5 protein-coding genes and 3 pseudogenes are annotated in these 12870 nt (G+C 65.3%); 5 read left to right on the top strand and 3 right to left on the bottom strand.

All coding sequences use genetic code 11. The features are described 5' to 3' along the window. Nucleotides 1-76: 76 nt before the first annotated feature. From arsH to ASF34_RS15380, 4 genes and pseudogenes are all read left to right on the top strand, one after another. Nucleotides 77-808 (top strand): arsenical resistance protein ArsH, encoded by a 732-nt coding sequence (gene arsH, locus ASF34_RS15395; protein WP_056162159.1) that lies wholly within the window; start codon nt 77-79, stop codon nt 806-808. Between the two features lie 808 nt (nt 809-1616). Beyond that, nucleotides 1617-6037: pseudogene (locus ASF34_RS23785) on the top strand (beta strand repeat-containing protein); the annotation flags it as partial. Between the two features lies 1 nt (nt 6038). Continuing rightward, nucleotides 6039-7007: pseudogene (locus ASF34_RS23780) on the top strand (Ig-like domain-containing protein); the annotation flags it as partial. Between the two features lie 53 nt (nt 7008-7060). Beyond that, on the top strand, nt 7061-10387 hold the full coding sequence (locus tag ASF34_RS15380; RefSeq protein WP_056162150.1) for a beta strand repeat-containing protein: 3327 nt from the start codon (nt 7061-7063) through the stop codon (nt 10385-10387). A 259-nt stretch (nt 10388-10646) separates the two neighbouring features. Here ASF34_RS15380 and ASF34_RS15375 read toward each other — a convergent pair whose 3' ends face one another. Then, on the bottom strand, nt 10647-12056 hold the full coding sequence (locus tag ASF34_RS15375; RefSeq protein WP_056162147.1) for a TAXI family TRAP transporter solute-binding subunit: 1410 nt from the start codon (nt 12054-12056) through the stop codon (nt 10647-10649). Nucleotides 12057-12119: 63 nt separating this feature from the next. On the opposite strand from ASF34_RS15375, the gene ASF34_RS23655 reads away from it, so the two are divergent. Next, nucleotides 12120-12245 carry a hypothetical protein gene (locus ASF34_RS23655; protein ID WP_274533762.1) on the top strand — a complete coding sequence of 42 codons (126 nt, stop codon included), beginning with the start codon at nt 12120-12122 and terminating at the stop codon, nt 12243-12245. 87 nt (nt 12246-12332) lie between these two features. Here ASF34_RS23655 and ASF34_RS15370 read toward each other — a convergent pair whose 3' ends face one another. Together ASF34_RS15370 and ASF34_RS23500 are read right to left on the bottom strand one after the other, a co-directional pair. Then, complete coding sequence (locus ASF34_RS15370; protein WP_056162144.1) at nt 12333-12716, bottom strand: CsbD family protein; 384 nt, start codon at nt 12714-12716, stop codon at nt 12333-12335. Between the two features lie 58 nt (nt 12717-12774). Next, a pseudogene (locus ASF34_RS23500) lies at nt 12775-12870 on the bottom strand (CsbD family protein); the annotation flags it as partial.

Genomic DNA, 12870 nt, shown 5'->3' with positions numbered 1-12870 from the left:
CGCCCTTCATCCCCCTACACCACCCTTCCGGCCGTACCGGAGAGCAGTCTGCGAGAACGAGGTTAGGGGGTCAGAATTGGACGCCGATCCCCCGCCTCACGGGGTCAAAGTTGCACGCCGAAACACACCGACGCGCACCGGCCTCCAGGTGACGACGCCGTTCACCCACGCTCCGCGGTTCCTGATCCTGTACGGATCGCTCCGGGAGCGTTCGTTCAGCCGCTTCCTCGCCTACGAGGCCGCGCGCCTGCTTCAGGCCATGGGCGGCGAGGTGCGGATCTACGATGCGCGCGGCCTGCCGTTGCCCGACGACGCCTCCCCTGACCACCCCAAGGTCCGTGAACTGCGCGCCCTCTCGATCTGGTCGGAGGGACACGTCTGGGTCAGCCCCGAACGACACGGCAACATGACCGGCGTCATCAAGAGCCAGATCGACTGGCTGCCCCTGTCGGAAGGGTCGGTGCGCCCGACGCAGGGCCGGACCCTGGCCGTGATGCAGGTCTCGGGCGGCTCGCAATCGTTCAACGCCGTCAACGCCCTGCGCATCCTCGGGCGCTGGATGCGGATGATCACCATCCCGAACCAGTCCTCGGTGCCCATGGCCTACAAGGAGTTCGATGAGGCCGGCCGGATGAAGCCCGGCCCCCTCTACGACCGGGTGGTCGACGTCTGCGAGGAACTGTTCAAGTTCACCCTCCTGACCCGTGAGCGGGCCGGCTACCTCGTCGACAGGTATTCCGAGCGCAAGGAGCGCGAACCCGAACGGCTCGAGGCGGTGGCGGTCGATATCGGGTTCGCAAGGCGATAGGCCGTTCAATTCCGGTATTTGCCGCGACAAGGTTGCGCCATCGAAACCTGACGTCAAACACGTCGGGGAACACAAGGGTGTCTCCCCCGATGCACCATGACGTGTCGTCTGATCCCAGACCTCGATGAGCCCGACTCACCGAAGTCTGCCCGCGCGACTGCGCGGCGGCGGTCGTCCGCCGGACCTGCTTGGCAAGGTGCACGCCCCGCCTCTCACGGTCGAACCGGAAGCCGCCCGACCAAGGCAAGACCGGCGGACAGGCGTCACAGTGTCAACAGGGCAAAGGCGATCCGCTCATTCTGGAAACGCCGGCGGAGTTTTGATCTCCGACGCGCGCAATGAAAATCGGAACCATCTTTGCCCCGAATTTGCCGATGCGCGCAAAGTCATCCGATCCTACGTCGCCAGGAAGAGACACACTCCAAGCAGACAAGACTACTAAAAGTCGACCCAGATAAGCGACGAGTCAGTAGCTTCGATTGCTATGCGGTCTTTTGCCGACGTCGCTCGACATGGCCTTAGCATAGCCTCCCGGTTCGTCACCATCCCTCATATGAGGGAGAAATCAAAATCAATAAAACAGCCCTCCCTCACTCATACGAGTGATGTGGACCTGGATCCGTTGATATATCCAGCAGTCGCAATTCCCGCTCATGCGATGCGGCTGGGGTCTTCGATTTGGTCCGGCAAGGGCAATCCTTGCTCGCGGACTCGATGATACTTCAAATTTTCGCGTTTTTCAGCTGACTATTCCGAGATCGATTGCTCGGGATCCGTCGTCGACCAAAATTTTCTGGAGTGAATCGCCATGGCCTCCGTTGTCTCGATCGTTGCGGCTGAATCCGTTCTCAACGCGACCGCCAACACCACGGAGGTGACCTTCACCTTCGACGAGGCGGTGACCGGCTTCGACTCGGACGACGTCGTCATCTCCGAGGGTGCCGGCACGATGGGCGACTTGACGAGCAACGGCAGTGGCACGGTCTGGAAGGGGCTCTTCACTGCCAGTCCGGGTTTCGACGGTCAGGTCACGATGTCCGTCACAAACGATTATTTTAATGAGAATGATGACGTGGGTGAAGCCGGCGGCGAACTCGAGTCGCCGCTGACCATCGACCAGACGGCGCCGACGGTGATCGTCGAGCTCGACTCGTCGGCCTTCAGCAACACCAACCCGACCTCGCAGGTGACCGTCACCCTCAGCGAGGCCTCGCCCGACTTCGATGCGTCCTTCATCGTAGTCACCGGCGGTACCATCGACGGTCTGACCGCCAGCGACGACGGCCTGACCTATATCGGCACCGTCACGGCCAATGCGAACTCCACCACGCCGGTCTCGGTCTCCGTGGCCGCCGGACGCTTCACCGATGCGGCGGGCAACGCCAACGCCGCCACCATCAGCGCCAGCGACACCGCCACCGTCGACACCGTCGACCCGACGGTGTCCCTCATCGAGGTGGTGGCCTCCGACCTCAACGTGACCTCCAACACCACGGAGGTGACCTTCACCTTCTCCGAGGAGGTGAAAGACTTCGACGCGAGCGATGTCTCCATCGCCGACGGTGCCGGCGAGATCGGCACCTTGACGGGCAGCAACGGCGGCAAGACCTGGACGGGAACCTTCACGGCGGCGGAGGGATTCGCCGGCTCAACCACGCTGTCCGTCACCGGGTATTATGCCGATCTTGCCTCCAATCCGGGCTCGGAAGGCTATACGCAAACCCTGTCCATCGACACGAGGGCGCCGACGGTGCTCATCGACCTGGACCGCGATGCGTTTAACATCGGCAACGGGACCTCGGAGGTGACCTTCACCCTGAGCGAGCCCTCGCCAAACTTCGATAAGGCCGACGTCACGGTCACCGGCGGTACCATCAGCGATCTGACCGCCAATGGCCTGATCTATACCGGCACATTCACGGCCAATCCGAACTCCACCGCGCCGGTCTCGATCTCCGTGGCCGCCGGAGCCTTCGTCGATTACTCTGGCAACGCCAATACCGCCTCCACCCCCGACACGGCGACGGTCGACACGGTGGCGCCGACGGTGAGCGTCAATATGCCGGCGGACACGTTCAATATCCTCAGCCCGACCTCTGAGGTGACCTTCATCCTGAGCGAGGCCTCGGACAACTTCGACAAGAGCGACGTCACGGTCACCGGCGGGAGCATCGGCGATCTGACCGCCAGCGTCGACGGCCTGACCTATACCGGCACATTCACGGCCGAGGAGGACTCCACCGCGCCAGTCACGATCCTCGTGGACGCCGGAGCCTTCACCGATGCGGCGGGCAACGCCAACACACCCTCCAACCTCGATACGGCGACGGTCGACACGGTGGCGCCGACGGTGGAAATCAATATCTTGGCGGCCACGCTCAACGTCAACGTTCCGGACGTGACGGTAACCTTCACCCTGAGTGAGGCCTCGATCAATTTCAATCGAACCGACGTCACGGTCACCGGCGGTAGCATCGGCGATCTGACCGCCAGCGCCGACGGCCTGACCTACACCGGCACCGTCACGGCCGATGAGAGCTTCACCGGGGAACTCTCGGTCTCGGTGGCCGCCGACCGCTTCAACGACGCGGCGGCCAACGGCAACGCCGCCTCCCTCGTCGACACGGCGACGGTCGACACGGTGGCGCCGACGGTGACCGTCGCCCTGGCGGCGGATTCGTTCAACATCGCCAACCGGAGCTCTGAGGTGACCTTCACCCTGAGCGAGGCCTCGACCGACTTCCCTGGCTCCGACTTCGATGCCTCCGACGTCACGGTCGTCGGCGGTAGCATCGGCGAGCTGATCAACAACGGCGACGGGACCTATACCGGCACTGTCTCGGCCTACGAAGATTCCACCACGCAGCTCTCGATCTCCGTGGCCGCCGGAGCCTTCGGCGATACGGCGGGTAATTCCAACACCGTCTCCAACTCCGACACGGCCACGGTCGACACGGTGGCGCCGACGGTTGTCTCCATCGTGGCGGCCGACACCGAGCTCAACTCGGCCTCCAACTCCACGCTGGTGACCTTCACCTTCTCCGAGGCGGTGACCGGCTTCGCCAAGGACGATGTCCTCGTCACCGGTCCCGGATTGCTGGGCGACTTGGAGACCACCAACGGTGGCCTCACCTGGACGGGCACCTTCACGGCGAGCGCGGGCCAGACCGGCTCGGCCACGCTGGCCGTCAGCGGTGCCTATCTCGACGCTGCATCCAACCCGGGCGCGGCTGGCGGCTTGGAGACCCTGACCATCGACACGCAGGCGCCGATGGTGACCGTCAACCTGGCATCGACGGCCTTCAGCAACACCAACCCGACCTCGCAGGTGACCTTCACCCTGACAGAGGCGGCGACCGACTTCGATAAGTCCGATGTCACGATCACCGGCGGGAGCATCGGCGATCTGACCGCCAGCGACGGCGGCATGACCTATACCGGTACCGTCACGGCCAATCCGAACTCCACCACGCCGGTCTCGGTCTCCGTGGGCCTAGGACGCTTCACCGATGCGGCGGGCAACGCCAACCTCGGCTCCGTTCCCGATACCGCAACGGTCGACACCCAGGCACCGACGGTGACCTCCATCGTGGCGGTCGACGCCGATCTCAACCTGAACGACACAACCGAGGTCGTGACCTTCACCTTCTCCGAAGCGGTGACCGGCTTCACCGCGAGCGACGTCTTCATTCCCGAGGTCTCCGGACTTCCTGCCGGCACCTTGGGCACCTTGATTAGCAGCAACGGTGGCACGACCTGGACGGGAACCTTCACGGCGCAGGATGGCTTCGTCGGCTCGGCCAACCTGTCCGTCATCGGGGAGTATGCCGATCTTGCCTCCAACGTGGGCTCGACCGGCGGTTCGAAGACCCTGAACATCGACACGGTGGCACCGACGGTGACCGTCGACCTGGCCTCGACGGCCTTCAGCGCCACCAATCCGACCTCGGCCGTGACCATCACCCTGAGCGAGATCTCGGCCGGCTTCGACAAGACCGCGGTCACGGTCAACGGCGGTACTCTCGGTGATCTGACCGCCAGCCTCGACGGCCTGACCTATACCGGCTTCGTCACGGCCGATCAGAATTCCACCGAGCCGGTCTCGATCTACGTGTCCGCCGGAGCCTTCACCGATGTCGCGGGCAACGCCAACGCCCCCTCCATGTCAGACAACGCAACGGTCGACACCGTCAACCCGACGGTCGCGCTGCTGACGATCTCGCAGGATACCGGCGCGAGCGATTCGGACCACATCACCCGTGATCGAACCCTGTCGGTCAGCGGCACGGTCGAGGCAGGCTCCACCGTGACCGTCGCCGTGCTCGATCTGGCCGGCAACCCCGTGCTCGTGAACGGGACCGCCGTGACGCTGGTCGCCACCGTCACCGGCGGCGTATTCACGACCGCGCCCACCGCCTCATTGCCGGACGGCAGCTACATCTTCCGCGCCACCGCGGCGGACAGTGCCGGCAACACCACCATCAGCGATCTCAACCCGGTACGGGTGGACAACAGCACGGCCCTTCCGACCTTTGGCCTCGCGGCGGCCTCCGATACCGGAGCCAGCGCCACCGATCGGCTCACCAACGACACCACCCCCGACTTCACCGGAACGGCCGAGGCCGGCGCCACGGTCCAGATCTTCCTGGACGGATCCGAGATCGGCACCGCCGTCGCCGACCAGAACGGTGCCTACACCCTGGCCTTCGCGGACTCGGACCTGAACGGCACCCCCCTGACGAACGGCAGCTACACCCTCTCGGCGATCGCCACCGACCTCGCCGGCAACACGAAGCTGAACACGACGGTCAAGACGTTCACGGTCGATACGACCTCGCCGACGGCGACGGTCGTGATCGCGGATGACAGCTTCAGCGACGGCAACCTGACCTCGACGGTGACCTTCACCTTCTCGGAAGCCGTCGATCCCAACTATCTCTTCCCGAGCGCCTCCGGCGGCGGCATCGTGCCGGGCTCGCTCGTCGTCGCCGAAGACGGGCTCTCCGCCACCGCCACGTTCGCCGCCAACGATGACAGCACGATCGACGCCGCGGTCACCATCGCGGCGTTCAAGGACCTCGCAGGCAATTCCGGTACCTCCACCCCGTCCGCTCCGGTCACGGTCGACACCCGCAACCCGACGGCGACGGTCGTGATCGCGGATGACAGCTTCAGCAACGGCAACCTGACCTCGACGGTGACCTTCAGCTTCTCGGAAGCCGTCGATCCNCCGCAACCCGACGGCGACGGTCGTGATCGCGGATGACAGCTTCAGCAACGGCAACCTGACCTCGACGGTGACCTTCAGCTTCTCGGAAGCCGTCGATCCGACTTCTCTCGAACTGAGCGCCACCGGCGGCATCATCGAACCGGGCTCGCTCGTCGTCGCCGAGGACGGGCTCTCCGCCACGGCCACGTTCACCGCCGACGATGACAGCACGACCGCCGCCACGGTCACCCTCACGGCGTTCAAGGACCTCGTCGGCAATGCCGGTACGTCCACGGCGTCCGCTCCGGTCACGGTCGATACCGTCAACCCGACGGCAACGGTCGTGATCGAGGATGCCAGCTTCAGCGACGGCAACCCAACCTCGACGGTCACCTTCACCTTCACGGAAGCCGTCGATCCCACCTCTCTCGAACTGAGCACCACCGGCGGCACCGTCGATCCAGACTCGATCGTCATTGCCGTCGACGGGCTCTCCGCAACCGCCACGTTCATCGCCAGCAACAGCAGCACGACCGACGCCACGGTCACCCTCACGGCGTTCAAGGACCTCGCCGGCAATGCCGGCACCCCCGCCGCGTCCGATCCGGTCCCGGTCGATACCGTCAAGCCGACGGTTCAGATCGCGTTCTCCGAGACCAGCCTCAGCGACGGTATCCCGACGTCGACGGTGACCTTCACTTTCTCGGAGGCCGTCGATCCTGACTCCCTGGACGTGAGAGCCAGCGGCGGCATCATCGAACCGGGCTCGCTGGTTCTCGCCGAGGACGGGCTCTCCGCCACGGCCACATTCACCGCCACCGACAACAGCGCGGCCGACGCTTCGGTCACTCTCCTGGCGTTCACGGATCTCGCAGGCAATTCCGGTACCTCGACCCCGTCCGCTCCGGTCACGGTCGACACCCGCAACCCGACGGCGACGGTCGTGATCGCGGATGACAGCTTCAGCAACGGCAACCTGACCTCGACGGTNGACCCCGTCCGCTCCGGTCACGGTCGACACCCGCAACCCGACGGCGACGGTCGTGATCGCGGATGACAGCTTCAGCAACGGCAACCTGACCTCGACGGTGACCTTCAGCTTCTCGGAAGCCGTCGATCAGGACTCTCTCGTCGTGGCCGCCACCGGCGGCACCATCGATCCGACCTCGATCGTTTTCGCCGATGATGGGCTCTCCGCCACCGCCATCTTCACCGCCACCGACGACAGCACAGCCAACGCCACGGTCACCCTCACGGCGTTCAAGGACCTCGCCGGCAATGCCGGCATCTCCCCCGCGCCCGATTCGGTCCCGGTCGACACCCGCACCCCGACGGCGACGGTCGTGATCGCGGATGACAGCTTCAACGACGGCAACCTGACCTCGACGGTGACGTTCACCTTCTCGGAAGCCGTCGATCCCACCTCTCTCGAACTGAGCGCCACCGGCGGCACCGTCGATCCAGACTCGATCGTCATTGCCGTCGACGGGCTCTCCGCCACCGCCACGTTCACCGCCAGCAACAGCAGCACGACCGCCGCCACGGTCACCCTCACGGCGTTCAAGGACCTCGCCGGCAATGCCGGCACCTCCACCCCCTCCGCTCCGGTCACGGTGGATACCGCCAACCCGACGGTGGTCTCGATCACCGCGGCTGACCAAAGCCTCAACGTCGCCGGCAATACCTCGACGGTGACCTTCACCTTCTCGGAAGCCGTCGAAGGCTTCAGTGCCAGCGATGTCGCCTACGACACCTCCACCGGAACGCTGGGAGTCCTGACGAGCGACGACAACATCACCTGGACGGGTGAGCTCACGGCGAAACCGGGCATCACCGGCACGGCGGTTCTGTCGATCGGTGGAAACGGGGCCGCCTATACCGATCTGGCCGGCAATGCGGGGGTGCAAGGCGGTGAGCTGAGCCTGACCATCGATACGGTGGCACCCACCATCAGCGGTCTCACGATCTCGACGGACAATGGACAAAGCGCCACCGACAAGATCACGCGCGACAATACCCTCACGGTCAGCGGATCGGTGACCGGTGTTGCCGAGAATGCGACCGTAGAGGTCGCCGTGATCTACGATGGCGAAACCGTCACCACCCTGACCGGTACGGTCATCGACGGCACCTTCACCACGAACGTCAGCCCCATCCTTGCTTCGCCCGGTGCTGCGGGACGGGAATATACGTTCTCGGCTTCGGTGAAGGATGCGAGCGGCAACGTCACCACCGAGAGCTTCAACGTCACGATCGATCGCGCGACGACGGTGGCTACCATCGGGCTGGCGTCGGGCTCGGATCTGGGCGTGCCTGGCGACGGGATCACCAGCACCGCGACGCCGGACTTCTTCGGTATCGCCGAGGCCGGTGCGACGGTCGACGTGTTCCTGAATGACGAACTCATCGGCACGACGCTCGCAAATGAGAGCGGCCAATTCACCATGTCCTTCCTGGAAACGGGTCTCCAACCGCTCACCAACGGGACCTACACGCTGACCACCAGCAGCACCGATATCGCAGGAAACACCAAGCAGAGCACACTGGGGACATCCTTCACCGTCGATCGGACGGCTCCGACCGCCACGATCACACTGAGCGATACGTCCCTGGTGGCCGGCGAGACCGCGACCGTGACGATCACCTTCTCGGAGGCCGTCACGGGCTTAGGTCGCGGAGACTTTGTCGTCGGCAATGGCGAGCTGAGCGAACTGAGCGGCCCCACCGCCGGCCCGAACGGGTCGGTCGTCTACACCGCGACGCTGACCCCGGCCGCCAACTCCGAGGACAGCACCAACGTCATCACCCTCTCCACCACGTACACGGACGTGGCCGGCAACACCGGAACCACGGCCAGCACCGGGAACTACGCCGTCGACACCCTGGTACCGACGGTGCTCAGCGTAGCGGCCTCCGGTCCCGGCATTACGGATGGTTCGGGAACGCTGGTCACGGGTCAGACCGTGTCCTTCACCTTCACCATGTCCGAAGCCGTGGCCATCGCGAATGGCGGCGCGCTGGCGATCACCCTGAGCAATGGCGCGACCGCGCTCTACAACCCGGAGGAATCGACCTCGACGAAGCTCGTCTTCGACTACACGGTGCTGGTCGACCAGATTTCCAGCGACCTCGCAATCACGGGCGTGTCCTTGAATGGAGCCTCCATCGCCGACCTGAGTAGGAACCCCTTCGACGCCAGCCAGTTGACGGTCGATCCTGCCGGGACACTGAAAATCGATGGTTACACCGGCACGGATGGCAGTGAGACGTTCCGCGGCACCACCGGAGCCGAAACCTTCACCGGATTGGGCGGTGCCGACACCTACATCGTCGACAATATCGGTGACCGGGTCATCGAGGCACCGGGCGGTGACCTCGATACGGTGCGGACCAGTGTGAACTTTACCCTCGGGGACGGCCAGGGCATCGAGGTGCTCCGCGGTTCCGGAACCGTCGGTCTCATCCTGAACGGGAACGAGTTCGACAACAGGATCGTCGGAACGTCCGGTAACGACATCATCGATGGCAAGGCCGGCGTGGATGCGATGTTCGGCAACTTTGGCGACGACATCTACTATGTCGACAATGCCGGCGATCTGGTGACCGAGGCGGCTTCAGCCGGTAACGATACGGTCCGTGCGTCCGTCAGCTACACGCTGAAAGCAGGCCAGGAAATCGAGACGCTCGAAGGCCTGGGGTCGACGGGCCTGACGCTGACCGGGAACAACTTCGCCAACACGATCGTCGGAACCGCGGGCAAGGACATCCTCGACGGCAAGACAGGAGCGGACACGCTGTCCGGTGGCGCCGGCAACGATACCTACTACGTCGACAACGTGAACGATCGTGTGATCGAGACGACCGGTACCGACACGGTCTACGCCAGCGTCAGTTACGAGCTGGAGTCGGGCGTCTCGATCGAGGCTCTCCGTGCTTTCGGTTCCAAGGCTCTGACGCTCACGGGCAACGAGTTTGCCAATACGATCGTGGGTGGAGCAGGCAAGGACGTGATCGTCGGTGGACTGGGTCAGGACACCCTGACGGGTGGAGCGGGAAGCGATACGTTCGTCTTCAAGACGGTGAGCGATAGCGGCAACGGTGCCGCGAACCGCGATGTGATCCTCGACTTCAAGGTGGGCGTCGATCACATCGATCTGTCCGGCATTCAAGCCGTGAGTGGAGCTCCGACAGACCAGTCCTTCTCGTTCATCGAGGGGGCGTTCACCAAGCACAAGGGAGAGCTCCACGCCGTCGCCTCTGGAAGCTCGACGATCATCGAGGGTGACGTCGATGGAAACGGCAAGGCGGATTTCCAGCTCGTCCTGAGAGGCACGATCGAAGCCCTGCATGCGACCGACTTCGTGCTCTGAGCGGGTTTCGCGTCCTGAAACCTGCGTGACGTCAAAGTCCTGAGCGAGGTGAAGCGATGGCTTGCCGCCGCGACCCTGCTCAGGATTCGAGGCCGAGTGTCAGTTCAATGCGAGCCCCGTGCGCCAATGATCCGGCGCGCGGGGCTTGCTTGCCTTGGGCATCGTGGCCTTGGAAATCAATGCCTTGGGGATCGTGCTGTCGGAACACGCCGGCGCTTTCTCATGCCCCCACCGATCGATGCGGATTGCCGGCCAATCCTCACTCCGCCGCGCCGGACTCCGACGATGACGTGCGCCCCGCCAAGCCAGGAGCGTCGGTGGCGTATTGCCCGGCCGCGATCGTGCGTTTGACCGTCGACCGGGCGGCATCGATGGCGATGGCGGCGGCCGACATGGTCCTGGCCTCCGTCGGCCGCTCCAGGGCATGCTTGGCGATCTCGCCGGCGAGGTCGTCGATCTCGCGGGCGAGGTGTTCCAGGCGCGGAGGATCGGCGCTGCTTTGCGCTTCCTGGCGAATCTGCAGGAGGCGGTCGGTGGCCTCCTCGATCCGTTCCCGGCGCAGCCGCGACAGACGCTGGCCGATCCAGGCGACGCCAGACCCGATGCCGCCGCCGAGGAAGGCGACGAGATAGATCCAGGTCTCGTAGCGCTCGATGAAGCCCTGCTGCTCGCGCTCGAAGAAATCGACGGCGCCGGGGTGGATCGGCAACCGCGCGCTCGTCGCGCCGGCCGTGCTGTCGTAGCTCGGCGCCTGCACGTAATCGGCGGCGGCGGTCACGTTGGCCATGCCGCTGCGCAATTCGAACAGATGCTGGGTCACGTCCGCCGCGACGGGACGGGACAGGCTGGCCCGCGCCATCAGGCGGTAGGACGCCCCGACCGTGTGAACGTCCTCGGCCGGGACCTTGGGACTGCCGCCGAAGGTCTCGGCCGGCATGGTGACCGATTGCAGGCGCGGCATCCTCGCGACGATGGCATCGGCGTTCTCGACCGTGACGAAGGCGACCTTTCGCGTCTTGCTGGCCGCTTGGACAATGCCGACGATGCGTTGCGCCGTGGGTGCGGTCGGTGAAATGACCGAGACCACGGCATCGACCCGCTTCCTGGCCAGGGCCGTGGGGAGGTCGGCTTCGGACATTTCCACGAGGGCCACGTGGCGCGGTGGCAGCGGCCCTTCCGGGTCCTTGTCGAGAAGGGTGAGGCCGTAATGGCCGACCATCGCCTTGATCAGCGCCTGGTCGGCATCGCGATGCGCGAGGATCGCGAGGCGCTTCCGATCGAGGTCGGGAAAGCTCGTCAGCCCCGACGGCTCGGGAGAGGCGATGATCATCGCCTGGTCGCGAAGGATCGCCAGGGTCAGTCCATTGTCGGGCAGGTCGACGTCGGGACGGACCACGGCGAGATCGGCGCGGCCTTCCTGGAGCGCGGCGGCACTGTCCCGCACATCGTCGAAGGCGATGACCTTGAGCCGGATCTCCTTGTGCCGCCGGGCCAGAGCATCCGCATAGGCCTGGATCAGCGCCGGCTCGGTCCCGTCCTTCGGGGCTACGGCGATCGTCAGGACGGTCGCCCGCGAGATCCAGTAAGCCGTGGCGGCCCCGAGGCCGAGGAACACGGCGAGCAGAAGGAAGACGAACTCGCGGCGGACGAGGAGGCCGGCGAACTTCATGGATCGAACGACCGCTCCCCGCCAAGCCCGACACCGATCCTATCGGCGGCGACAGGGCGTATCATGCCCCCGCCGCGAGCCGGCATGGCGGGCGCCGTCCCCGTCGACAAGGGACGGATCCACCGCGACGGGGCCGGATGGGCGGTCGTCAGCGGGGCCGACGCGGTGGGGCTGCGGCCCGGCCGCTGAGGCGACGTCCGACATAGGCGACGATTCTGGGAAGCACGAACAAGGTCAGGAGTTTGCGGATCATCGAAGGTCTCCGGATGACGGGGATCAGCGCTTGGGACGGGCGAGCCAGCCCACCGCGAAGGCCACGGCCGCGAGGCCGAGCAGGGCGGATGCGCGATTGTCGTCGGCATAGCGGACCGCCTGGCGGCCATAGGTCGTGCCGCGCTTGGCTGCATGGCGGGCGAAGCCGCGTCCGTCCTCGATCAGGTTACCGGCGCGGTCCCGGACTTCGCCAACGAGATAGCGGCCATCCTGGGCCAAATCCTCGGCACGGTCGCGGGCACGGCCGTAGGCATATTGCGCGCCGCCGGCCACTTGGTTGACGGCGCCGCGCACCTGACGGGCCGGATCGCCGGTGACACCGCCGAGGGCGGATTGGGCACGTCCCTTCAGATGCCGGGACGCGCCGCGAAACTGATCGCGATTCATGGAAGTCTCCTACAGGTTGAGGCGGAGGGAGAGCCTGAGCCCTCCCTCGGGGACGGGATCACCGCTTGCCGGTGACCTTGTCGACGACCGAGGCCACACCGTCCTTGGCCTCGCCGACGGTGCGCTGGGCCTCGCCCTTGAGTTCCTGGGCCTT

This window comes from Methylobacterium sp. Leaf106 (genome assembly GCF_001422895.1).
Lineage (GTDB): Bacteria > Pseudomonadota > Alphaproteobacteria > Rhizobiales > Beijerinckiaceae > Methylobacterium > Methylobacterium bullatum.
This window is presented reverse-complemented; position numbering and strand designations above follow the sequence as displayed.